Annotated in this window: 19 protein-coding genes and 4 pseudogenes; 15 read left to right on the top strand and 8 right to left on the bottom strand. The window is 54.4% G+C overall.

Features of this window, described 5'->3' with window-relative positions:
• Window positions 1-4 precede the first annotated feature (4 nt).
• Window positions 5-1,750: an amidohydrolase gene (locus tag ACYZT0_RS16545; protein WP_462042152.1), complete on the top strand. Its 1,746-nt coding sequence runs from the start codon at window positions 5-7 to the stop codon at window positions 1,748-1,750.
• Entirely contained in the window at window positions 1,750-2,673 is a 924-nt protein-coding gene (locus ACYZT0_RS16550; protein WP_462042153.1) for a CobW family GTP-binding protein, read from the top strand. The genes ACYZT0_RS16545 and ACYZT0_RS16550 overlap by 1 nt, the downstream gene beginning before the upstream one ends.
• A 23-nt stretch (window positions 2,674-2,696) precedes the next feature.
• Here ACYZT0_RS16550 and ACYZT0_RS16555 read toward each other — a convergent pair.
• From ACYZT0_RS16555 to ACYZT0_RS16570, 4 genes and pseudogenes are all read right to left on the bottom strand, one after another.
• Window positions 2,697-3,602 (bottom strand): annotated as a pseudogene (locus ACYZT0_RS16555) (transposase); the annotation flags it as partial.
• Between the two features lie 308 nt (window positions 3,603-3,910).
• Window positions 3,911-4,312: pseudogene (locus tag ACYZT0_RS16560) on the bottom strand (addiction module antidote protein); the annotation flags it as partial.
• Window positions 4,313-4,324: 12 nt separating this feature from the next.
• Window positions 4,325-4,595: pseudogene (locus tag ACYZT0_RS16565) on the bottom strand (type II toxin-antitoxin system RelE/ParE family toxin).
• Window positions 4,596-5,239: 644 nt separating this feature from the next.
• Window positions 5,240-6,148 (bottom strand): site-specific integrase, encoded by a 909-nt coding sequence (locus ACYZT0_RS16570; protein ID WP_462042154.1) that lies wholly within the window; start codon window positions 6,146-6,148, stop codon window positions 5,240-5,242.
• Window positions 6,149-6,339: 191 nt separating this feature from the next.
• On the opposite strand from ACYZT0_RS16570, the gene ACYZT0_RS16575 reads away from it, so the two are divergent.
• A complete protein-coding gene (locus ACYZT0_RS16575) occupies window positions 6,340-7,314 on the top strand; it encodes a DNA-binding protein (RefSeq protein ID WP_462042155.1) in 975 nt (324 codons plus the stop codon).
• A gap of 422 nt (window positions 7,315-7,736) precedes the next feature.
• Here ACYZT0_RS16575 and ACYZT0_RS16580 read toward each other — a convergent pair whose 3' ends face one another.
• Complete coding sequence (locus ACYZT0_RS16580) at window positions 7,737-8,006, bottom strand: hypothetical protein (protein ID WP_462042156.1); 270 nt, start codon at window positions 8,004-8,006, stop codon at window positions 7,737-7,739.
• A gap of 1,047 nt (window positions 8,007-9,053) precedes the next feature.
• Between ACYZT0_RS16580 and ACYZT0_RS16585 the strand changes: the two genes are divergently transcribed.
• From ACYZT0_RS16585 to ACYZT0_RS16615, 7 genes are all read left to right on the top strand, one after another.
• Window positions 9,054-9,707 carry a hypothetical protein gene (locus ACYZT0_RS16585; RefSeq protein ID WP_462042157.1) on the top strand — a complete coding sequence of 218 codons (654 nt, stop codon included), beginning with the start codon at window positions 9,054-9,056 and terminating at the stop codon, window positions 9,705-9,707.
• Window positions 9,704-10,291 carry a hypothetical protein gene (locus ACYZT0_RS16590; protein ID WP_462042158.1) on the top strand — a complete coding sequence of 196 codons (588 nt, stop codon included), beginning with the start codon at window positions 9,704-9,706 and terminating at the stop codon, window positions 10,289-10,291. The genes ACYZT0_RS16585 and ACYZT0_RS16590 overlap by 4 nt, the downstream gene beginning before the upstream one ends.
• 237 nt (window positions 10,292-10,528) lie before the next feature.
• On the top strand, window positions 10,529-12,457 hold the full coding sequence (locus tag ACYZT0_RS16595) for a hypothetical protein (RefSeq protein ID WP_462042159.1): 1,929 nt from the start codon (window positions 10,529-10,531) through the stop codon (window positions 12,455-12,457).
• Window positions 12,450-13,379, top strand: a complete 930-nt coding sequence (locus tag ACYZT0_RS16600) for a TniB family NTP-binding protein (RefSeq protein WP_462042160.1) — start codon at window positions 12,450-12,452, stop codon at window positions 13,377-13,379. The genes ACYZT0_RS16595 and ACYZT0_RS16600 overlap by 8 nt, the downstream gene beginning before the upstream one ends.
• Window positions 13,376-15,367 (top strand): TniQ family protein, encoded by a 1,992-nt coding sequence (locus tag ACYZT0_RS16605; RefSeq protein ID WP_462042161.1) that lies wholly within the window; start codon window positions 13,376-13,378, stop codon window positions 15,365-15,367. Before ACYZT0_RS16600 ends, ACYZT0_RS16605 begins: the two co-directional genes overlap by 4 nt.
• A 327-nt stretch (window positions 15,368-15,694) precedes the next feature.
• Window positions 15,695-16,036 carry a DUF6124 family protein gene (locus tag ACYZT0_RS16610; protein ID WP_462042162.1) on the top strand — a complete coding sequence of 114 codons (342 nt, stop codon included), beginning with the start codon at window positions 15,695-15,697 and terminating at the stop codon, window positions 16,034-16,036.
• A 483-nt stretch (window positions 16,037-16,519) separates the two neighbouring features.
• Window positions 16,520-17,671 carry a M14 family metallopeptidase gene (locus tag ACYZT0_RS16615; RefSeq protein WP_462042163.1) on the top strand — a complete coding sequence of 384 codons (1,152 nt, stop codon included), beginning with the start codon at window positions 16,520-16,522 and terminating at the stop codon, window positions 17,669-17,671.
• A 43-nt stretch (window positions 17,672-17,714) separates the two neighbouring features.
• On the opposite strand, the gene ACYZT0_RS16620 is transcribed toward ACYZT0_RS16615, so the two are convergent.
• On the bottom strand, window positions 17,715-18,260 hold the full coding sequence (locus ACYZT0_RS16620; protein WP_462042164.1) for a cytochrome b: 546 nt from the start codon (window positions 18,258-18,260) through the stop codon (window positions 17,715-17,717).
• Entirely contained in the window at window positions 18,257-19,345 is a 1,089-nt protein-coding gene (locus ACYZT0_RS16625; protein ID WP_462042165.1) for a catalase family peroxidase, read from the bottom strand. Before ACYZT0_RS16625 ends, ACYZT0_RS16620 begins: the two co-directional genes overlap by 4 nt.
• Before the next feature lie 160 nt (window positions 19,346-19,505).
• Here ACYZT0_RS16625 and ACYZT0_RS16630 point away from each other — a divergent pair, with 160 nt between their 5' ends.
• The 4 genes and pseudogenes from ACYZT0_RS16630 (at window position 19,506) to ACYZT0_RS16645 (ending at window position 22,349) form a co-directional block, all read left to right on the top strand.
• Complete coding sequence (locus ACYZT0_RS16630; protein WP_462042166.1) at window positions 19,506-20,012, top strand: RNA polymerase sigma factor; 507 nt, start codon at window positions 19,506-19,508, stop codon at window positions 20,010-20,012.
• Window positions 20,009-20,761 carry an anti-sigma factor family protein gene (locus tag ACYZT0_RS16635; RefSeq protein WP_462042167.1) on the top strand — a complete coding sequence of 251 codons (753 nt, stop codon included), beginning with the start codon at window positions 20,009-20,011 and terminating at the stop codon, window positions 20,759-20,761. The genes ACYZT0_RS16630 and ACYZT0_RS16635 overlap by 4 nt, the downstream gene beginning before the upstream one ends.
• A gap of 86 nt (window positions 20,762-20,847) precedes the next feature.
• Window positions 20,848-20,954: pseudogene (locus ACYZT0_RS16640) on the top strand (cell division protein ZapE); the annotation flags it as partial.
• Between the two features lie 81 nt (window positions 20,955-21,035).
• Window positions 21,036-22,349: a leucine-rich repeat-containing protein kinase family protein gene (locus ACYZT0_RS16645; RefSeq protein ID WP_462042168.1), complete on the top strand. Its 1,314-nt coding sequence runs from the start codon at window positions 21,036-21,038 to the stop codon at window positions 22,347-22,349.
• Window positions 22,350-22,467: 118 nt separating this feature from the next.
• Here the strand turns inward: ACYZT0_RS16645 and ACYZT0_RS16650 are convergent, their stop codons facing one another.
• Window positions 22,468-23,175, bottom strand: a complete 708-nt coding sequence (locus ACYZT0_RS16650) for a YebC/PmpR family DNA-binding transcriptional regulator (protein ID WP_282376489.1) — start codon at window positions 23,173-23,175, stop codon at window positions 22,468-22,470.
• Between the two features lie 232 nt (window positions 23,176-23,407).
• Between ACYZT0_RS16650 and ACYZT0_RS16655 the strand changes: the two genes are divergently transcribed.
• A complete protein-coding gene (locus ACYZT0_RS16655) occupies window positions 23,408-24,832 on the top strand; it encodes a type VI secretion system Vgr family protein (RefSeq protein ID WP_462042169.1) in 1,425 nt (474 codons plus the stop codon).

Genomic DNA, 24,832 nt, shown 5'->3' on the forward strand with positions numbered 1-24,832 from the left:
CCCCGTGACCACGTCAGACCAATTCAACTCGACCCACTCCGTTGTTGCCCCGTACGCCGAACTGGTGCTGCACAACGGCGGTTTCTACACCCTCGACCCGGCACAACCCCGGGCCGAGGCGGTGGCCATTCGTGACGGCCGCTTCATCGCCGTAGGCAGTCTTGAGTCGTTGCAATCACTGATCGGCCCGCACACCCGCCAGCATGACCTGGACGGCGCTTTTTGCATGCCCGGCCTGCACGACATGCACACCCACCCGGATCTGGCGCTGACACCGCGTTACAGCGACGACCTGGATGTCGGCATCGAAGACCCGACGCCCGAACAACTGGTCGCGGCGATCCACGCCTACGCCGATACCCACCCCGGTGACGGCTGGATCTATGGGCAATACTGGGTGCGTTACACCTTCCGCGAAGCCGGCCTGACGCCAGGCCGCGAGTGGCTCGACAGCGTGATGCCGGACCGCCCGGTGGCCCTGCTCGACCGCATGTGGGGCACCATGATGGTCAACTCCAAGGCCCTCGAACTGGCCGGCATCGACCGCCACACCGCCGACCCGCGCAACGGTTACATGGAACGCGATGAGCTCAGCGGCGAACCCAACGGCCTGTTGATCGATGGCGCCTATGCCTTGATCCACGCCGCGATGCCACCGACCCCGGTGGACGTGCTGCGCCGTGCCTATCGCGATGGCGTGCATTTCCAGACTTCCCGCGGTGTCACCGCAACCAAGTACGTGCATGTCTGCGAACGACGTCTGGAAGCCCTCAAGGAACTGGATGACGCCGGTGAACTGACCCTGCGCGTAGAAGCAGCGATCAGCTGGCAGGACGACATCTTTCCGGTCCGTCGCCGTTGGGAATTACTCAGCGGTGAACGGCATTACTATCGCAGCGCCCGCCTGAACGCCAACGCGGTGAAATTCCACTTCGACGGCACCGTGGAGCCCAAGTCTTCGTACCTGATGACCCCCTGGTCGCAGGAGTCGAGCTGGCGCGGCAAGCTCAACCTGACCCCGGAGCACATCACCGACATGGTGGTGGACATGGACCGTCGCGGCCTGCGCGTGATCGCCCACTGCACCGGCGATGGCGCTTCCGACGTGTTCCTCGATGCGGTCGCCGAAGCCCGGCGGCGCAACGGTTACAGCGGCATTCGCCATCAGTGCGCCCACAGCACCTTGCTGCACCCGGGCAACCTCAAGCGTTTCAAGGAACTCAACGTGATTGCCGAGTTCTCCCCGGCAGCCTGGTACCCGACACCCTTCGCCAGCGGCGCGCGCTCCGGCTACGGCCAGGAACGCCTCAAGCGCATTTATGACTTCAAGGGTGTGCTGGCCGCTGGCGGCATCGCCGTCATGGGCACCGACTGGCCGGTGGCCTCGATCGATCCATGGCTGGCGCTGGAAACCATGGTCACCCGGCAGAACCCGTGGAACCAGGAACCCGACTGTTTCGGCGAACCGATCACCCTGGAACAGGCACTGCAAGTCGCGACCCTCAACGGTGCGCACGCCATGGGTCTGGAGCATCTGACCGGCAGCCTGGAAGTCGGCAAGTCCGCCGACCTGATCGTGCTCGACCGCGACCTGTTCGCCCAGGCGCCGCGCAATTACATCCATCGCACCCAGGTGCAACTGACCTTTGTTGAAGGCCGGCCGGTGTACGACCGCGAGTCAACGTTCAGCGACACACCATTGAAAGCCGTCTGGCAAGGTCTGCCACCCGTCATCGAGGGGCAGGCCTGATGAACCTCCCAAGCATTCCGGTGACGGTGGTCGCCGGGTTCCTCGGCGCCGGCAAAACCACCCTGCTCAACCGCATGGTCCAGCGTGCCGACAGCGGGCGGCTGGCGGTGATCGTCAATGATTTCGGCGAGTTGAACATCGATGCCGCAATCATTGCTGAGGTCACCGACGCGGTGTACAGCCTGCAAAATGGCTGTATCTGCTGCACCGTGCAGGAAGACCTCTTGGCACAACTGGTCAGCCTCTCGCAGATGCAGCCGCGACTGGAACGTATCGTTATTGAATGCAGCGGGGTGTCCGATCCCCAGCGCATCGTGCAGACCCTGGGTTATCCACAACTGCGTGCAAACGTGCATCTGGATGCAGTCATCACGCTGGTCGACGCCACGGGCTATAGCGCACTGGAAGGCGAATTCGCTCGGCTCTCCAGAGCGCAGGTAGCGTGTGCCGATCTGGTGCTACTGAACAAATCTGACTTGGTTGATTCGGCCGAGCTGAACAGTATCCGCGCGTCCCTCGGCAGCCGCGCCCCAGTGTTCGACACCGTACAAGCGGAACTGCCCGATGCGTTGCTGCTGTCGGACCGCAGCAACCGCGTGGGCCCGAAGATCACTCCGTTGCCGGAGCGCCATGACCAGCTGTTCGAAAGCTGGGTCTGGAACAGCCCGCACCCGCTGCCGCCCAAAGCCTTGCGCGAATGGCTGGCCAGACTTCCCAAAGACATCTTCCGCCTCAAGGGGTTGGTGCAACTGCAAGGCAACGAACAGCCCTACTGGTTGCAGCATGTCGGTGCCCGCAGCCAGTTCAGCCTGGCCACCGGACAAACGCCGGAGCACGCCGTACAACTGGTGTTCATCGCCCGCCGCGGCTGTGGGCTTCGTGAAATGCTGGAAGCGGGGTTGGCGGATGTTCAGGTGGTGTGATGCAGTAGAACGACCGCTCATAAGGAGTACCTTGCCAATAACTGCCCCGCAGGGCATCGATACTCGTCCGACGCAATAAGATAGATGAAATCCTGCTTGCCGAATCTGCCTTCGGCTTTGCTGCCAGATGTGAGGGGTTTCAGTACGAAGGTAGTGATGCCGGCTTGCTCGCAAGCAAGGATTTCCAGACCTTTGTAATAGCCTGGGTCGGCCACCACCGTTAGCGATTCAGCCTCGATTTCTTCACGCGCTTGGTTCGTCATATTGCTCAGTTGCCCACGATCATTACCAACGTTGGTCACCTCATGGGCAATGATCAGATGGTGTTTGTCGTCTACAGCTGTTTGTACGTTGTAGCCAACCGTTCCGGTGCCTCGGCCGCTCGTGGCCATTGAGCGTGCATCTGGGTCTGTGAGGGAGATCTGCTGGCCTGGACTTTCGTGGAGCTGCACCTCGATTTCCTTGAGTTTCTGCATCTGCTTTTTCAGTGTTTCTATCTTTTCTTTTAGCCGCACTGCTTTGGCCTCGGCCACTTCGGGCGTTGCCCGTTCCGCCGAATCCATCGCCGCCAGATAGCGATCAATGCTCTGCTCGATCTGCTGCATGCGTGCCTTCACCTTACCCTGAGTGAAGTTGCGGTCGCGATTATTGACGGCTTTGAATTTGCTGCCGTCGATGGCGATGATCGACTGAGAGAAGAGATTGAGGTTGCGGCAAAGAACTACGAACTGGCGGCATACGCTGCAAAAATGGCTTTGCCGTTGTCTTTGCGAAGGATCGACGCCCTCAAAACCAAGTGCACCCAGGTTGAGTTCATCGACGAAAACATCGACCACTCGGACTGGATTTTTTTCGGTTACGTAGTCGTCCAGGCGCTCCGGCAGCAGCGTCACCTGCGTCCGAGTCTCACCCTCAATGAATCGCTTCATGATCGCCCCCGATACGATCTAGGCGATCAGAAGGTTAGACAATCACTAGCGTTTTCACACAGCCTGGGTCGACTGCTGCCCTTCGTGACTGAGAGCAATCGGCCATTCAGATCAGAAAGACCCCGCAGATTGGAAATGCACTCGTCTTGCTAAAGGTACGGTCGAATCTGCGGATGTCACCCTTCGGCGAGGCTATCCTCAATTTCAACTTGGCCTTTCTTCCCCCGCGCAGCAGCAATGGCTTTACCTTTGCGTGTTTTCCCCGAGGCATCTGGCTTCTTTACCAATGGTTTGGCTGCTACAGCATTTTTCGCTGTCGCAGTTTTTTTGGCAACAGCCGCAGCGGGTTTGGTGAAGTTTGGAGCCGACTGGTTTGCTGCAATCGGCTGCACGGTGAGTTCTACCCCTACCGCCATCAACAGCTTCTTGACGGTCTCAAAGCGAATTTTTGCGCCGCCTTTAAACGATTTATAAAGGCTCTCTCGATTAACCCCCGCTTCTTGGGCAACCTTGTTCACGCCTTGGGCTTTGGCGACCTCGGCGAGCGCTTTCATGAGCATTTGCGGGTCTTGGGCCTTCATACTTTCAGCAAGATACGCGCTGATGGTTTCCGGGCTGTCAAGGAAGCGCGAAGCTTCGTAGAGGCTGGTACCAGAAGTATCAAGGTCGAGGATCGGCATTTCCCCGGGATTAAATTTCGATTCGTTCATCTCATTTACCTCTCAGGCGACAAGGATCTCTTTTGCCCGCTTGATTCCTCTCTTTTGGTCGGTTTTATCACTTCCCCAAAGCATTAGGTAAGCAGTCTGGCCAGTGCGAAACTCTGTAACCTAGGTCGACAAAAACACGCATTTCGCTCACGCCGTCGCCTACCGGCTCGCAATCTCCAAAATTGTCTTCCCGGGCTCGGCCCAATCGCGACAGAACAGCCGCCTTTCCCTGAACCCCCTTCACACCATCGAGCCCTATATCGAACTCGGGCGCCTTGCTGATCCGTTGATCATAGTATCACTTGTAGCCTACTGACTACACTTTGTCGAACGCTAGTTAAGTACAGATCCAAGTGACGTCTGGCAAAAAGCCTCCGTCAACGCACACATACATTCCTGTGCAAAATCTAAAGATTTCGCGGAGACAACGTCCAGTGCTTTGCAGATATGGCGTCCCAGAATGACAGCACTCTGGAGACCGATCGACAGTGCGGCCGGTCGATTCTGATAGCGCTTTACCCACTGCTTGAGCGTCCCTGTCGACGGTTGTCGATTCCTATGAGAGCATTTTGAACCAACCAAAAGCGGGCGCTGGCCTTGTGCATTGACTGCATGCACTCAAGGCTGAAGGTAACTAGTAAGGGTATTGGCTGAAGAGACACGGCTGCTGTAAACCAATTTTTTGAAGCGTTAACCTCGATGGTTTACCGATCAAAAAAACGGTTTACACGGGGGGTTAAACATTTCGTGAGCGACCGCTCCGGGTCCACCACCAACATGGTCGGCCTACCATTCTCAGCTCACCGAATATGGCGGCTTGCCGCTCGACAATTGGCGAAGCAATGCCGCCGATATCATCCAGGAGTCAGTGGTGGCAATGCACCCGTACCCTTCCCGCCAGGTCATCCCCTTTGGCCGTCTGTGCGCTCAACGTGCCCAATCGCCGAAGGGAGCATCAGCCTCAATGTAGCGCGCCGCCGACTGCACATCGCGCCAACCGACATACTCCATCAGCGCCTTGCCGCTCCACTGGTTGCGACTGGCCCAGGTGGCAAAACCGCGGCGCAGTGAATGCGCGGTGTAACCCTCGCCAGCAACACCGCTGCGCAAAAACGCCAGACGCAAAATTCGCGAGAGACTATTCGGGTTGACTCGCTCTTCCGCTAAGTGCCCCCAGCGATCGATTGCACGAAACACCGGCCCTTGCTTGATGCCACTGACCGCCAGCCAGTGCTGGTAGGCATCCACTGGGCAGAGCCGCTTCAGAGCCGGTACCACCAGTGTACGACCGCGATGGTCGCGGTCGGTCTTGCTGCTTGCCAGGAAAATTTCCAACTCTTGCCCTTCGCGCAATTGAATATGTTCGACTCGCAGCCGACACAATTCGTCGCCACGCAGCGCGCGCCAAAAGCCGATCAGGATCAACGCTTGATCCCGCGCCGCACGCAGCCGCACCGCTAATTGATCCGAGGTCAATTGCCCGGCCAAACCCTCGACGCACGCTTCCAACATCTGTAACTGCAGCGCTTCGGCCTGCTTGATGGGTTGCGGGTGCAGTGCCTGAATGCCGCGCAAGACATCGCGCACCCGCGACGCCTTGGTCGGGTCGGCGAAGCCGTGCTGCTGATGCCACTGGGCCAATGCCGCCAGGTGCGTGCGCAGGGTGTTGCTGGACAACTGTGCCCCATAGGCCGCCAGGTAGCGCACGACGCTTTCACTGGAGGCCGGCAGCACCCCGCCCCACTCCGCTTCAAAGTGCTCAACGGCTTGCGCATAGCGGCGCACAGTGCTGGCGCGTCGCGCCGCTTGCAGATACCGCTCGGCCGTGTTGCTCACCCTACCTCCCGCATACCGCGATTTCAGTACTATCCACTGAAAAAGGCTTATCACGTTCAAGAAATCCTGATTCTCAAACGCCAGTTCGTCCGAATTTGTTCACAATCCTGCGTAGCGTGTTAGGTGTAATCACATACCCTGTAAAACAGTACGAAATAATCTGAGTAAGGCTCCGATTGGGAGTAACCAGTATGGCCCGTGCCGGCATCAACAAGGCCCTGGTGCAGGACGCGTGTGACGCCTTGCGCGCACGCGGTGTGCATCCCAGCATCGACGCCGTCCGTGTCGAACTGGGTAACACCGGCTCCAAAAGCACCATTCAGCGCTTCCTCAAGGAACTCGCGGAGCGTGGACCGAGTACACGCGCCGTTAACCTGGGTGACGAACTGCTGGCGTACATCAGCAGTCTAGCCGAGCGCCTGACCGAGCACGCCTTGGCGGCCGTGGCCGAAGACCGGGCACGCCTGCAACGCCAACAAGAGGCATTGGCTCGCCAACGCATTGCCGAACAGGCACGTTTGGAGCAGATGCAGCAGTCACACGCCACCGCACTGGCTGAACGCCGCGAGGGACTGGAACGGGAACGCGCGTTGAGCGAACGACTAAACGAGGCCGAAGGCGAACGTCAACGCCTGCGTGAAGCCGAGCACAGTTTGGACCGGCTGCTGGAGGAGCGTGCCGCCCAGATCCAGTCCCTCGAAGACAAGCATCGACATGCCCGCGCCGCGCTCGAACACTACCGCGAACAACAAGCCCAACAACGTGACCAAGAGTCGCGTCGGCATGAGGCTCAATTGCAGCAGCTGCAGCAGGAACGCCGTACCTTGCAGGGACAGGTACTGGCCAAGCAGGAGGAAGCCGGCCAGATGTATCGCGACTTGGAACGCCTGAGCGGCGAACAACGGCAACAACAGCAGCAAACCCGGGCGTGCGAGCGTGAACTGCAACAGCTGCGTTTACAGCTTCATGAATGCGTCAGGAGCCGAGAAACGGACCAACAGCGAATCCAGGCGCTATCGACCGAATGGGCGGCGCTACACGAAAAAGCCAAACGTTATCTACTCATGCATCGCCAGGGCACCAAGGACCTCCGAGCAATATCCCAGCAAAACGAGAGGCTCCAAATGCAATTGGCTCAGCAGAGCAGTAACACACCTGTGACCTGAAACACCTCGTCAACATTACTACTCCGTACTCAATGGCTCCGCGCATGTGGGGATTATCTCATCGGCTCAATGGTGCACTGATTCAGGGTTAACCGAGCAATTGAAACTTAACGTGGCGGCATACAAGACCGCGCACAAAGGTGGCCTCTGCACCTGCCTTAACTTAGTTTGTGATGAAAGACAGTCGCCCCCCCTTGAGTCGCAAATTGGCGGATCCAGACGCCAGTGATGCTTGCCGTAGATCGAGGTGATGTATGAACTGTGCCTCACGCACTGACCGTTCGGTTGACCGCTCATGGCCGACGTCAAGACACTCCGGTGAAAACAGCCGGCCAATACTTGAGTGGAAAAGGATAGAGGCCTAAGAGATCGGTATATGGAAATACCCCAATCTAAACGTGCATATATTTGCGTGTCGCATCTCAGTTGACCAATTGACCGGGCTTGGGAGGGTCACCCACCTGGAGCATAAAAGGAGGATGACGACGCAACGCCTGATAGAGGCGGCGTAAAATAGGATAGTGAAAAATAGAAACGTGTTCGTTGGCCGCAAGCGTCAGAGTATCAAACAAATGTTTTTGTTTATCGTCCGCAAGCTTCTGAACAAGCCGAGTTAACTTAGCCGCACTTTCATCAGAGTTGATCAGTCCCACCACACGCGCAGAGTTGATCCACTTGGCCCAGAATGCCACGAGCGCATCCAATTCCGAGCGTGTTTTTGGCCACCCGTCTCCGACCCACTTCGCAGGCCCTAGCAGTTCGATACCCAGCAGACTATTTATTAAATCAAACAGTGCATATCTTACGAAACCCACAGGCGTCAAATAACATGTTACCGCCAAAAGAGTGGGGAAATACCTCCAGCATTGCACCCTGAGTCTGTCTTTTGGGCGAAGCCCACATATTATAGTAAGTAACCGAGCCAGCTCCACGTCCACCGCCCAGTGATTAGGGAGCCACCTGAAAAAAATCAAGTCATCGCCATCGCATACTTCGCAAAACTCCCCAGAGTCAATCAGCAACTCTTCAAACTCCCCATAATTTTGACTTAATGCTCGATAGAGTGGGTGTCTGATCCAGTGTTGCGCCTTAGGACAACCCCGGAGAATTTGTTGTATTCGTGCATGGAAGGGTACAACCCCACTCAGATACTCCTGGAACATCTTATCCGGAAAAGAGTATCTAGGAACCCGGCACACGATTTCAAACCAACGGGTTAACCCGAATGCTGTGTGATGTACCTGCACCAGATCAGCAATCGCATGGGCAATAAGCGTGCCGCGAAAGTGTTGACACTTCGATTTCCTCGGTCTGGCCATCATGCTCCCGGACGAGATCAGTTTTGCGGGTACAACGCAGTTTACGCTCATTCGTACCAACGGTATGTACGGGGCAAATTTTTCATGGGTGTATTTTTCAACGCACCTCCGCCCCGCTTAGCAAGCGCGATCTAGAGCCCGCAAGCAATATAAAAACATGCTTTTTTGGGGACGTTTTACGGGTTTATATTTTTTTACCTGCCTGGTGTAACGTTGTTTATATCGAACACCTCAAAACAACAAAATAGAGGCCGTTTAGAAAAACGACAAGAAGTACAGGTATATAGCCAATTACTCTAAACAAAGATCGCTTCCACTGCGGAATTCGGCGTCTTGAACGTGCCCCACCCCGGAGACACTTCATCTCGCCGCCCATATCCGCTATCAAACCCCGTTGCAGCGCTCCACAGGAGTCATAACATGCTAAATCGCGAATGGTCGCCCGAAGAGGGAGAACCAGTTAGAAACTTTAACCGTTCACACTACGGCAAACACATTGTGTTTTTTCCTTCACAAAAAAACAACAAACAAATCATATGTGAAAGTCGCCACGAAGCCGATTATTGTGTTGTTCTAGAGCTGGATAAAAATGTCAGAACTTATTTCCTTCAACCGGTAACTGCTGACTTTAGGTTCGGTCGAAAAAAAATCCATTACACCCCGGATTTTTTTGTAAGAACTCATGACCATACTGATTATTTCTCAGAAGTGAAGCCAACGTTCGATCGGTGCTCTCCCGGGTACTTGCAGATTTTGCATTTATTCGAAAAACAAGCTCGAAAACTTCACTACGGCTTCCTCAAAATTGAAGATCCGCCACCCGAGCAATTAACAAGAAAAAGCACTCTTCAGACGTTATACCTCCGATCACTGCAAGCCACTGAAATCGAATACCAGTACTTAGCCAACGAAATACAAGGCAAAAGTTCACTGACCATAGGAGAACTACTCATGCAATCAGATGCCCCCTCGATGAGGGCTATTGCTAAAGCCATCATCCAAGGGGATATCTGGATAGACCTTAAACAACCATTAAATTTAAACACTTTACTAATACTTGGGAGTTCAAAATGAACAGCTTACCAATAAGGCCCGGGGCTCAACACGCTTTATACCAAGACATCCACGAAATAATCACTGCCGACCCCACGCAGATCGCGCTTCGGTCAATCAAAAGTAAACATTACGTATTTATTCCACACGATACGTTTCTTGCCCTGCAAGTGAACGGGGAGCTAACACTTCATCAACAGGCACCGATAGACAAATCACTTACTTCCTTTTTGGCTAACTTGAACACCAAACAATCCAAGGACGTGCAGCGAAAAGCGTACTGTCTACGCGCCCTTGGAAAAAAACATCAAGGTTCGCTACCAGAGGATTCCGAGCTTGGTGGACGCATGGAAGAACTGGTATTGGACAACGGCATGGAAACTGCCAACCAAACGATCCAAAACATTGCGGCGACACTGGGTTTTAAACTCACCTACAGGCCGCCTGGCTGTCCAGTTGTTAAAGCTCGCATCGAGCGTTTTTTTGGCACACTTAATACAAACTTAATTCACGCCATACCCAGCACCACCTATTCAAATAGAGAAATGAAAAGTAATTATAATTCGGATAAAAAAAGCCTGTCTCTCCTTAGAAAAACTAAATGATATTAGTTCGCTCTTTAGACGCTATACCTACGATCACTGCAAGCCACAGAAATCGAATACCAGTACTTAGTCAACGAAATACAAGGCAAAAGCTCATTATCCATAGGAGAACTACTCATGCAATCAGATGCCCCTTCGATGAGGGCTATTCGCTAACGCCATCATCCAAGGGGATATCTGGATAGACCGTAAACAACCATTAAATTTAAACACGTTACTAGTACTTTGGAGTTCCAAATGAACAGCTTGCCAATAAGGCCCGGGGCTCAATACGCTCTATACCAAGACATCCACGAAATAATCACTGTCAATCCCACGCAGATCGCGCTTCGGTCAATCAAAAGTAAACATTACGTATTTATTCCACACGATACGTTTCGTGCCCTGCAAGTGAACGGGGAGCTAACACTGCATCAACAGGCACCGATAGACAAATCACTCACTTCCATCTTGGTTGACTTGAACACCAAACAATCCAAGGACGTGCAGCGAAAAGCGTACTATCTACGCGGCCTTGGAAAAAAATATCAAGGTTCGCTACCTCACTCCCAAACAATCAATGAATTGACATTATTGGCTGCCAGGATTGGCGACTTAAAACCACCTTGTTACACCACCGTCTATACCTGGTTCCGCGAGTACAGATCAGCCAACTTCAATCCCCTTGCACTCCTCAAACACCCGAGCAATCTTCCGCGAGGCAAACAACTCAACGACGCCACTCATACCATCATCCGAGAATACACTCACAATTTTTATCTGAAAAGACCTCATCCAACTGTCAAAACCTTATACCGTTTCATTTGTTCACACATTGAAAACACAAACCGTGCCAACCTACCACTTAATATCGCCCCAATAGAGATTCCGTCATTGAGTACGGTTCATCGGGCAATTAGAAAAATAAACCGCTATTTATTGGATCTGCATCACCACGGCTTAAGCCATGCCCAGAAAGCTCATAAATATGGCCTGAAGCAGGATGTACCCGCGGCATTGCTAGCCGTCGTGGAAGGTGACTCTCATTTGGTCGACTTAGAACTGGTCGATGAAAACGGCAACAACATGGGCCGACCTTGGCTATTCATACTGATCGAAGTGATGACTCGTTGTATTATCGGTTGGGAACTTTCATTTGTACCGCCATGCGCAGAAAAGGTGCTCCGCGCGTTCCGAATGGCGCTCGAAACTTCAGAGGATTCCGAGCCCGGTGGACGCATGGAAGAACTGGTATTGGACAACGGCATGGAAACTGCTAACCAAACGATCCAAAACATTGCTGCGATACTGGGTTTTAAACTCACCTACGGGCCACCTGGTTGTCCAGATGTGAAAGCTCACATCGAGCGTTTTTTTGGCACACTTAATACAAACTTAATTCACGCCATACCCGGCACCACCTATTCAAATAGAGAAATGAAAGGTGATTATAATTCTGATAAAAAAGCCTGCCTTACTTTAGAAAAACTAAATGATGTTTTTTCACGTTGGATTCGAGATGTATACCATGACTTTTACCATACCGGGATACACCAAACCCCGCACCAGGCTTGGACAGCCGCATTGGCGCAACAACTCCCACCGGAACGCTATTCTAGAGAAGATCTGGACGGACTTTGCCGAAGTATAATATTTCGAAAATGTGCAAATGGCTGTGTTCATTTTCTTAATTTAAGCTGGACCGGCCCCGCGCTGTCGGACATAGCACACCGCTTAAAAGCCAATCAAAAGGCAATGATTTACTATGACCCCTCAAACTTGTCGACTGTATGGGTTGCTCACCCGGAACGACCCACAGAATTATTTGAAGCCTACGCTACCGATCCACACTATCAAAACCATTTGACCTTATTTGAACACAAACTGGTGCTGGAGCAACTAAAACAAAAACGCCTTGCTTTTTCCGACGTTCACGCACGGCAAACACTTCTCGAAATTCACAAAGAAATTCAGTTAATCAGCGAAGGAAAAAAAGCGAAAGTCACCACCAATAAAACTACAGTAAAAAAATCCACCAAGAAGACCAATGTGCAACACAACAATATCAAGAAAACATCCAAAACACGCCCTGGACTTCCAGCTCCGGCTGAAGCTTTACGCAAGGATGACCTTGATGGCCCTTCCGCCTACCCAATTATTTCCCCGAAGGACGACAAAGATGAATGACTTTATCATAGCGAAACTAATAGCGTTTTCAAGTCTGACAGTACTATATCCGTCATATGAGAGAGCAATCAATAAGATTATGCACAGCGTTAGCGTGACATCCACACGTCGAGAACCAAGCAGTGCAATGCTGTTAGGTGCTGCCGGCACAGGTAAATCGACCATCTGCAGGAACCTAGTAAATATTCTGGGAGTACCTGTTGATGCAGAGGACTCTCATGGCGTCTATCGCTATACACCAGCTCTCCTGTGTTCAATTCCAGCCAGCTGCACCATCAAGAGTTTGTCCGTCGAAATTCTCGACCAATTAGGCGCCACCGACACCTACTCCAGAAACGCCATACTCGAACACCTCATAATAACCAAATTGAAGACATGCAAGACGAAAGTCATAATACTCGACGAATTCCACCACTTGCTTGAAAAAGGAGCCGACAAAACTCGCGAGACCCTGTGTAACTGGGTAAAATCGCTAATGAATAACACTTTGGTGCCATTTGTTTTAGTTGGGACGCCCAATTGTGAAGCCATTATTGACGACCACTCACAACTGGCAAGACGCTACCCTTTCCGAGCCCGACTGAACAACCTCGGATACAATTCAGAATTCAAGATATTTCTAGCTACTTTAATTGGTGAGATGGTAAAAATTGGTGATTTCCGTGCAGAACCTTTCCTCCTAGATGAGCGAACAAAAAAGATTTTTTATGTCATCAGCGGAGGAAACCTTAATACGTTGTGTCTGCTGCTTTCGGAAATTCTGCTAGTCGCGCTTCTCAGAGAAGAAAACACCTTAACTCGAGAAGACTGCATCTCAGCATTCGACGACCTGGATATCATTCCATTTTTCTCATTGCAGGGTAATCCGTTCACCGTAGATTCCCGCACAATAAATAATATACTTAGTGGGCACTCCCCATGAAACGCCTCTGCTTTGTGGCCACTCCCTATCACGAGGAAAGCCCGAGTAGCATCCTGATGAGAACGGCCTTCCATAATGGATACAACTCTGTTCATGAACTGAAAGCTGCTCTAAACATTTCAAAAACAAAAAGTTTGCTGCAATTGGTTTTCGCAGACGGCAATATGTGTATAGCACTGTGCGGCGAATGCCCTGCCCTCGCAATTCCATTAAACAAAAATTTCTATTCACAGTTGTTGAAACTGCATACATATCGTGACGAAACGATAATTGCTGGAATGACAGTACCCTGGACGGCGCTTCGGCGACCTTGCGTATTTTGCCCACTTTGCCTTCAAGAAGGTCATATGAGATTTATTCAAGACATTGCGGGATTCCAATCGTGCCCCTATCATAACGTACAATATTTGACAGTGTGCGCAGTGTGTAATCGTCCTTTTAAATGGAAGGAATCGGTAGATTATCATTGCCGATGCGGGTTCGATTTACGGCTTTCACCGTCCGTCTACGATACTGATGATTCAGGTCTTAAGCTACTTAAACTATTCCATAACCATGACCAAGAAACCTTTAATCGAACATTTGCTGCACTTCAATGCCTCAACATCCGAACTCCAACCACTCCTTCTAAATTTGACATTTTTCGCACCGCACTGGAAATTGGATTGCGAAATGAAAAATGCTTATCAGACTTCCTCAATGCGGGCATTAAAAGCTATGGGCAAATGCATCCATCCGCCATTACCGCCCCTTGGCTTTTATCTAATGACGCTTGGATACAGGCAACCACTGCCAAGCTTAACGCTCAACGACGATGGAAAAGTACTCCCTGCGCAAAACCAAATTGTTGTGCAAAATTTAGTTTGACATCTGATTATTTTGTTCATCATCTTGCCATGACCAAGACAGCGCTCTCTGAAGCCACAACCATAAAAAACGTCATCAAAAAACGCATCGGCAAAAAATGCTACTACACTTCGGACAACATGTGTGAATTTGTGGCCGATAAAATTGGATGTGCAAACCATTTGCCGAATTTTCACAACATCATTCGGAGTGATTATTGCCATATGCTAGACGCAGTAAAAATACTGCACTTGCCTTACAGGCAGATACACAACCTAATAGACTACGGATACTTTAAAGACTGCATAAAAATCAACAAAACGCATATACTCATAGCAAAAAAAAACATCACGAATTTTGCCACCACCTACATTAGCAGTTCCGAGCTAGCGTCTGCTTTATCTATAAAAATTTTCTCAACAACACTTCATGAAGTATTAAAATCTCTTAATATACAGGCCCTCGAACTACCTTCTACCTCCTACACCCGTTTCAGGATCTACCCCAGAGCATCCATCAATTCGAAAGTCATAGATCAAATAATCGCATTCAACGACTCACGAAAGCCCGTTCGAAAATCCCGAAAATACTTGCTCCCACCCTCAGCGATCGCAGAAGAACTTAATTTAAAAATTGCCACAACTACTATCATGCTCAAACAACCTCAAGTTTTCGTCAGAAATATTAAAAAAATGTTATCCCTCGACGCAAACCGTTTACCACATTTCCTTCATTCCGAGTTAAGGTACTGGCGCAAACACCATTACACCAGCAAGGAAGCTGCGGCGCGATTAAACATGTCTCACCGTGCTTTCTCACATCGATTCGGAAGCAATAAAGTACACTGTCGAAAAAATACTCTACGAGAAACCTTTTACGACGACAAAACATTGAAGTCCATGGAAAAACAATGCCGTCGGTTTATAACAAAACGCCAGGCGCAGGATCTTGGTGATTTTTCTGAAAACCAGTTAGAAAAATGTATTAAACTAGGTTTAATTCGCCAGTTCGATTGCATCAATCAAACAACCTCAAAAGTTATCCACCTTGTTTATCTGTCAGATGTTTTGGCTTGTGAACACTCATCACCCGGGCGCGCTCCCCATAATCCATCCTTCGCCCAACTCAGAAACCGCTTCTAAAGATTCACTACCCGTTCAATGCTCGGTCACAAAAGCCAAGTCCTCACCTTTTGTTTGTTAGATTCTGTGCGCCCCGCCCTTTTCAAAATTAAATTCATGATGAGTTACCGTCAGACATAGTTGTCGTATGCTGAAGCGCGCTCACTTTTTTCAGTAGTAAACGTCTCGATTAGGGATAATTTCGCGTTCTGCTGACACTGAAATTCAAGCACATGACATCGCCGACCGGACAGCCGCTCTAGCTCATTGGGTAAGTTCACACTTTGATGGCACGCGTCGCTAGGATGGGTTCACGGATCTGAATCTATCACGGAGCTCGCCATCGCCATGTCCATCCCCTGCAACGACCTGCCAGACATGCAAATCGATACCAGCCTCACCTCGCCCAAAGGCTCTGCCGCCGCGCAACGCGCGTTGGACTATTACTTGAAACCAGCTGTTTCAGAGGAAGTGGTCGAAGAACGTTTCTTTGACGTAAACCGCAACATCAGCTGCGAAGAAGCACTGGTCCATGCTTCGGATCTGTTGCGTTGTGCCGCCGCCACCGCGTACGAATCAGCCAACAATCTGCACGGCACAAACCGCGACCTGGCGTTTTCGGCGGTACACATGATCGACATGGCCAAGGCAATGGTGGATCGATCCCTGGAGGGCGATCAGAACGAGTGAGACGAGGGTACTGTCGAGGAGGACGGGAAAGAATTGTCCAATCGAGCAGATAAAAACATTTGACTTGCAAACGAGAATGATTATTATTGCATTCGGCTGGTCGCGAGATCAGTCGATTGTCCAAGTGACCTTAGGTCGGTCTCCTGGACTCTCTCCTCATCAGGCTAATCACGGTTTTTGACCCGGCTTTTTGCCGGGTCTTTTTTTGCCAGTTATTCTGGCTTTACCTTCAGGCTAATGAAGTCTTTAGGTGCTGCAAATTCGATGGCGCGGTTGATATCAAAAGAATATTCGTTGGCAAGAGAAGCCCGGCATCATTGGCCCAAACTAATTAAAAAATAGCACTTGAGAATCAATCGCACAGTCTCTAAGCTGCGTCGGCGTCAAGGAGGACGCCCCCCGATTCACCTCAGAATTTCCCCCGGTTTTTCCCTTCCCAGCGTGTAAAGTAGCAGCCATGAAAATCATATTCAGGAATTGACTATGGCCGTGGCTAAATCCTCTTTCGACATCAGTGCCAACTTCGACAGTGGCAACATTGAAGTGCTGGATATCAGCAATCCGTTGCAAGCCCTGCTGGCCATCAAGCCAGACACCCGTAGCCAGCACTTTCAGTGGTTCCACTTCAAGGCCAGCGGTCTGCACGTCGGTCAGGAGCACTGGTTTCGTCTGAACAATGCCAGCAAGTCCTCGTACAACAAAGCCTGGGACGGTTATCAGGCGGTAGCGTCCTACGACCACGTCAACTGGTTCCGGGTGCCGACCATATTCGAAGGTGACTGCCTGCGCTTCAGCCTTGAAGCCACCGCCACCCACGCCTGGTTTGCTTACTTCGAACCCTACAGCCGCGGTCGCCATGACTGGTTGATCGAGCAGGCGCTGGCCAAGGCCGGCACCGAACTGCTGGCCACCGGCAAGAGCGTCGAAGGCCGGGACATCCAGCTGCTGCGTAAAGGCACGGGCGCCGAAGGTCAACGCAAGGTCTGGATCATCGCCCAGCAACACCCCGGCGAACACATGGCCGAGTGGTTTATGGAAGGCGTGATTGAACGTCTGGAAAAGCACGATGATCCTGTATTGAGCAAATTGCTGGCCAGCGCCGACCTGTACCTGGTGCCGAACATGAACCCGGACGGCGCTTTCCACGGTCACCTGCGCACCAACGCCATGGGCCAGGACCTGAACCGCGCCTGGCAGAGCGCCAGCCAGGAAGTCAGCCCGGAAGTTCTATTCGTTCAGCAGCAAATGGAAAAGTACGGCGTGGACCTGTTCCTCGACATCCACGGCGATGAAGAAATCCCCTACGTGTTCACCGCCGGTTGCGAAGGCAACCCGGGCTACACGCCGCGGATCGAAAAACTCGAAGAGCATTTCCGCAGCCATCTGAAGCACCTGACCAAGGACTTCCAGACCAAGCACGGCTACACCCGAGACGAGCCGGGCAACGCCAACATGACCCTGGCGTGCAACAGCGTCGGCGAGAAATTCGACTGCCTGTCGCTGACCCTGGAAATGCCCTTCAAGGACAACAACGATGCACCGAATGCGCTGATCGGCTGGTCCGGCAAGCGCTCGAAGCAGTTGGGCAAGGATGTGCTGACCACAGTCGCGGACATGGTCAACACCCTGCGCTGATTGCCCGATCCATGTAGCAACTGGCGAAGGCTGCTACAGAGGGTTAGCCGCGATCCTTCCCCCGCAACATGCTGTCCAGCACCTCATCGCGCCGCACCCAACCGTGAAACAACGCCGCCGCCAAATGCAGCAGCACCGTCAAAAACAGCAGATACGCCAAATACCCGTGAGCCTTGCGCAGGAACGCAAACACCTGCGCATTCGCGGGCAGGATCGATGGCAACTGCAACGAGTTGCTGAGCATGACCGGATCCCCCGCCGCCGAAATCATCGCCCAGCCCAGCAGCGGCAGGACCAGCATCAAGGCGTACAACAAAACATGTGAAGCCTTGGCCGCCAGCACTTGCCAACCTGGCAGATCCGCCGGCAGCGGTGGCTGTTGAGTGGAAAAACGCACGCCCAGACGCACGATCACCAGCAGCAGAATCGCAACGCCCAAGGGTTTGTGCAGATGGATCAGCCACTCACGGCGCTCGGATACCGAGGCGACCATGCCCGCGCCGATAAACAGCATCGCAATGATCATCAACGCCATCAGCCAATGCAGGAGTCGCGCTAAAGGCGCGAAGTGGTTCGGTTGAGCGCTCATTGACGAGTCTCCTGTTTATTAGCAGAGGGCAACTGGCTGACTTCGCTGGTGCGGCGCAAGTAGGAAGTGGCGTAACCGGCTGAACGAGCGGCGAGCAACGGGTCGTCAGAACCTTCTATGCCGGCGGGCAGTACCAGCGGGTCGTAGTTGATGTCACGGCATTCGCCATTGAGTTGCGGCTGAGTGCTTTCGAGCACCAGGGTGCCGGCGTTCAACACTTTGCGACCGTCGGGCCAGGCTTTACTGGCGTCGTTGACCGGATCACCGGGGTCAGCCAGCGTGATGTTCAACTGCCAACGCAGCGGTCCTGTGGAAATACGCTGAACCAGGTCTTTCTCGAGGAAATCACCACCCTCAGGTGCCGTAGCACCCGCTGCATCCTGAGCGACTGGCACCATGCTCCAGCGCACCGCCTGCCGCTGTCCCGCAGCGTTAACCAGGTAAAACGCATTGACGCTGTTGTAGGTTTCCGTCACGTAACTGGCCGACGGCTTGGCGGTTTTGATCCAGGCCAGGAACGGTGCCGCTTCCGGATGCGAACCGAAAAACGCTGGCACGGCAGCCGGGTTCGGCTTGCCGGTGGCCGGATCCGGTGACTGGGCTTGTTGCAATTGGTAGAACGCCTCGGGGGTGCCCACCGGGAACACCGGCATGCTGTTCATCCCGGTGCGCCACTGCTGGCCGTTGGCCTGGGTGAATCGCAACGCTAGGCTGCGGATCGGTACGCTGTTGTCCGGCGCATAAGGATTGCCGGCCGGTAAGGCGAAACGCCCGACCACCGGGGTCCTCGCCTCATTGAACACTTGAGCACTGGAATAACTGCGCGCCTCGCCGCTGCTCTCGAAATGCCCGATGACGCACACGCCTTTGGAATGATTACGCCGGAAGCCCGGGTGCACCCCGTTGTTGGTCTCCAGCACATTGATCAGCTTTTTCGGCGTCAGGCGCTGTGGGTCAAAGGTGCCGTTGACGTAGGCAAATGCCGCGGCCACTGCAGCGACCACCACGGCAATGCCAGCCAGACGGAATATCAGGCTCGCGGCACTCAAGGGTGGCCGGGTTGGCGGTGATGAGCGATCTACCATGAAAGACTCCAGGGCCATCGGCCACAAATGAGAAGGATCAAGCAGACGAACCCCACGGCGGTTTATTCCATCGCGCGGTATTTATTTTTTCAGGCGTGGAATAGCCTCGACTGCCGGGCGTCTTCCTAGACACTCAAGCGTAGTGACTAGTCAGAACTTTATGAACGAAATCGACGAACAACTGAGAGAAATCATTCCCAGATTGCGCCGGTTTGCCGTGTCGTTGACGCGCAACCCCAGCAGCGCCGACGACCTGGTGCAGTCTTGCCTTGAACGCGCGCTGTCGCGTTGGGGCGACAAACGCCCCGAGGGCGACTTGCGCGCCTGGTTGTTTTCGATTCTTTATCGCCAGTTTCTCGATGCTCACCGGCGCTCCCGGCGTTATGCGCGAATGCTCGAATTCTTTACCGGGCGTGACGATACACAGCCGTCGGTGGAGCGCACCGTGATCGCCCAATCGACGCTGCAAGCGTTCGACCAGCTCACCACCGAACAACGCGCGTTACTGCTCTGGGTGTCGGTGGAAGGCTTGAGTTATAAAGAGGTCGCCGAGATTCTCGACGTCCCCACCGGCACCGTGATGTCCCGCCTGTCCCGTGCCCGCCAGGCATTGCGCCAACTCAGCGACGGCGAAATCACTCGCCCTTCTCTGCGGAGACTCAAATGATCAGCATGCCCCCAAGCGAGCGTGACCTGCACGCCTACATCGACCATCAACTCAGCGATGCCGATCAACGTCTGGTGGACACTTTTCTGGCCAGCAACGCTGACGTGGCTGCACAAGTGCGTGCCTGGCAGCAGGACGCCCAACAACTGCGCGCGGCATTGAGCGGCGCCTTGCAGCAACCGGCCAATCCGGACCTCGACCCGGCGCTGATTCGCCAGCGCCTCAAACGACAATCTCGCCGTCACCTGGCCAGCGCCGCCGTGTTGCTGATCGCGGTCAGCGTCGGCGGGCTCAGCGGTTGGCAAGCCCGGGAGATGACACTCGTCAGTGCCCCACCGCCGATGACCGATGCCCTGCAGGCCTATCGTTTGATTGCCCAGCAAGGCATCCTGCCGGCCGACTACACAGTCAGCGATGACGGTGACATGCAGGGTTGGCTCGACCGCTATTTCACTCAGGCCAATCGCTTGCCTGACCTCTCTGGCGCCGGTTTCAAACCGGTCAGCGGGCGCCTGCTCAGCACCGAGCAAGGGCCGGCAGCGATGGTGGTTTACGAGGATCAAAGCGGCCATAAAGTCAGCTTCTACGTCCGCCCACCGGGACCGAAAAACTACCTGTTGCCCAGAGGCAGTCGCAGCGATGGCGAGTTGCAGGCCGAGTACTGGTCGGGGAGCGGGTACAACTATGCGATGGTCAGCCCGACTGATACACCGACGGCGCAGATGCTCAAGCAGACGGCGCAGTTCTGACCGTTGTCGACATCACGCTGGCCTATGCTGCGCCGCTTTTTCGGCAAGGCATCGGCTGCATCCGCCGGTCACAGCGCACACCTGATTTGCTCGGACAGCAGTCTTTGCGTGAAAGCCTGTGCGGCGATGCCATCGATCTGGCGCGCACGCGCAGCCGGTTGGGCAGTTGGTCGAAGTCAGGGATCTGGCCTGACACGCCCCCTGCCTTTGCCGTTATCATGTCGCCCTTTCTCAGGCCTCTGCGCCCTCCTCTCGATCAATAGTGAACCTGTTCATGGATACCCTTGCCCAACTGCGCGCCGGCCAACTGTCGGGCATCACCCGCCTGGACCTCACCGGCGGCCTGACGGAATTTCCGCGAGAAATCTTCGACCTGGCGGACTCGCTGGAAGTCCTCAACCTCAGTGGCAATGCCTTGAGCAGCCTGCCGGACGACTTGCACCGCCTGACCCGTTTGCGCGTGCTGTTTTGCTCGGACAATCTGTTCACCGAACTGCCCGACTGCCTGGGCCAGTGCGCCGCACTGACGATGGTCGGCTTCAAGGCCAACCGCATCGAACGCGTGCCAGGCGCCGCCCTGCCACCGTTGTTGCGCTGGCTGATCCTGACCGATAACTGCATCACTGAGCTGCCCGCCGAGCTGGGTGAACGCCCGCACCTGCAAAAACTCATGCTTGCTGGCAACCACTTGCAACGTTTGCCGGAGAGCTTGCGTCATTGCCATCGACTCGAACTGATCCGCATCGCCGTCAATCGGTTGACCGAGTTGCCCGAGTGGCTGCTATCCCTGCCGAGCCTGACCTGGCTGGCGTACGCCGGTAACCCGCTGGAGACCGAAGCCGATGCGGCAGCTCTCGAAGCCACGCCGCACATTCCCTGGTCCGAACTGCGTCTGGAGCAGCAACTGGGCGAAGGCGCGTCGGGAGTGATTCATCGGGCTATTTGGGATCGACCGGGCCAACCGGCCACACAGGTCGCGGTCAAACTCTACAAAGGCGAAATGACCAGCGATGGCTCGCCGTTGCACGAAATGAACGCCTGCATCACCGCAGGTTGTCACCCCAACCTGATCCGGATTGAAGGGCGAGTCGTCGGGCATCCAGAAGCCCAGGCCGCGCTGGTGATGCATCTGATCGATCCGAGCTATCGCAATCTGTCCGGGCTGCCGAGCCTGGCGTCATGTACCCGCGACGTTTACGCCAACGACACCCGGTTCAGCGCCGGCGTGGCATTGCGCATCGCTTGTGGCATCGCCTCGGCAGCCGAACATTTGCACCGGCATGGCATCACCCACGGCGACCTCTACGGCCACAACATTCTGTGGAATGAGCACGGTGATTGCCTGCTGGGGGATTTTGGCGCGGCGTCTTTCCATGCCACCTCGGACAGCCTCGAAAGCCGTGCGCTGCAACGGATCGAGGTGCGGGCGTTTGGTGTTCTGCTGGGGGAATTGTTGGAGCGGATCGACTCGGGGTTGAGCGATGAAGGTCGTGCGCAGCTGGAGCAGTTGCAGCAGCGCTGCTGTCAGCCGCAGGTGGTGGCGCGACCTGGGTTCAGCGAGATTGTGCGATTACTTGATATCCAGTGACCGCTTCGCGAGCCGGCCAGCTCCCACAGGAGTTGTGTCGTACACATGATTTGTGACCAACACAGCCCCCCTGTGGGAGCGAGCTTGCTCGCGATGACGGTGTCACCGGCGAAAAATATTAACCGGCCAACCCGACAAACATGTCCTGCACGTCATCATGGTTATCGAGGCCTTCGAGGAAGGCTTCGACTTCAGCCATCTGCTCATCGCTCAGACCGCTGACCGGGTTTTTCGGCTGATAACCCAGCTTGGCCGACAGCACGGTGAAACCTTGCTCGGGCAGGGCTTTCTGTACCGAGTCCAGGTCCGCAGGCTCGGTCAGGAACAGGGTCGTGCCCTCTTCTTCGCCCGGTTCGAAATCCTGGGCGCCGGCTTCGATGGCGGCCATTTCCGGATCGGCATCCGGGCTGTCCGGCGAGGCCTCGATCATGCCCACATGGTTGAAGTCCCAGGTCACCGAGCCGGAAGCGCCCAATTGACCTTTGCGGAACGCGACACGGATTTCAGCGACGGTACGGTTGATGTTGTCGGTCACGCATTCGACGATCAGCGGCACCTGATGCGGTGCGAAGCCTTCATAAGTCACGCGATGGTATTGCACGGTTTCGCCGAGCTGACCGGAGCCTTTCTTGATCGCGCGTTCCAGGGTTTCGCGGGGCATCGAAGCCTTTTTCGCCTGTTCGACCACCAGACGCAGGTGCGCGTTGGTCGCGACATCGGCACCGTTACGGGCAGCAATGGTGATTTCCTTCACCAGTTTGCCGAAGATCTTGCCCTTGGCGTTAGACGCCGCTTCTTTGTGTTTAACCTTCCACTGTGCGCCCATTACTCACTCTCTTATCTGTGGCGCCGAGACATCTATTGGCCGACGCTTTGCGCAAGTTTATACGGCCTAAAGTTGGCAATCGACCAAAAAAATCCACCCTGCTCACGGGCATGGTGAATCGGCATCTTCACCGGCAGTTGTAGGGCGATTCTGAAACTCCGATTTGCGGTGACCATAAAGGGCTGTGGTTTCGTACCCTCTGCGCCCTTATCCCATGGCAGAAGCGCGTTCGATGCACAACGACAAGGAAAGCCCCTTCACCCTGACCCTCCTCGACGGCGATTTGAGTTTGCAGGTGTTGCAGTTCAGTGGCCGAGAAGCCCTCAACCAGCCCTATCGATTCGACATCGAAGTGATCGGCCTGGCACCGGCGATGAACCTCGACCGATTGCTGCAACAACCGGTATTCCTCAGCCTGATGGATGGCCAGGGTATTCACGGCGTGCTTCACAGTGCCAGTCGCGAGCATCGCGGTCCACACCGGATCGGCTACAAGCTGGTGCTGGTGCCCTACCTTCAGAGGCTCGACCGACAGCGTTCACGGCGCGTCTTTCATCGCCTCAGCGTACCGATGATCCTGTGCCAGCTACTGGAGGAACATGATGTGCCCGAGGGAAGCTATCGCTTCGAATTGTCGACCGGGCACTATCCTCCCCGGCCTTTTTGCATTCAGTACGAGGAGAGCGATCTGGCATTGCTGCAACGGCTGTGCGAAGAAGAAGGCATTCACTATCACTTCGAACATCAGCGCGACGGGCATGTGCTGGTCCTGGCCGATGACAGCCTGAGTTTCCCCCAGGAACCGATCCTTACGCCTTTCCAGGGCAACGCGCCCGACGAAAGTGACTTTCCGATGATCAGTGAGTTGTCCCAGCGCCATGACTCGCCGCCCTCTCCCTCACGACTGCAGGCCAGAAACCGTGGCTCGCAGATCGCCGACGAGGGAGCGGCCAACCACGCTTTCACCCGACCCTTGCCGGTGATGGCCCGTCCCGCTCCCGAGCACCTCCATCGCGATCATCTGAGCCGACGACAACTGGAGCGACTGCGTTGCCATTACGTGCAAATCCACGGTCAAAGCAATCAGAGCGCACTGCGCAGCGCAAGGATTGTGCAAGTGTCAGCGCATCCCCTGTCGAGTTTCAACGATCAATGGCTGCTCACCGAAACCCGTCATCAGGGGCAACAGCCTTCGATTCTCGCCGCCGACAAACCCGTGACTGTCCAGAATTACCGCAATCAGTTCATCGCCATTCCTTGGTCAACGGTATTCAGGCCGGCACTCAAACAAACCAGGCCGAGCATCCCGGGTTATCAGCCCGCCCGTGTGCTTGGCCCTGCCGGACAGCCCGCTGCGCTGGATGAGCGAGGGCGAGTGCAGGTCAGGTTGTGGCCAACAGCGGAACCGGATCCGGATGAATCTGCGGGTATCTGGCTACCCGTAGCCCTCGCAGCGCCGGACGGTCGGATTGACCCGTCCAGACTGCCAAGGGCCGGCAGCGAGGTACTCATCAGTTTTCTCGACAGCGACCCGGACCGGCCGGTGCTGTGCGTCGAGACGGGCCATCACCCGCGCACTCGGTCTGCTCCCGAGCTACGTGGCGATAGCCACTTGCTGCTCGATTGGCTGGTCAATCGCTCGGACCTCGCCCCCTGA

Source organism: Pseudomonas sp. ZS1P83, from assembly GCF_054897825.1.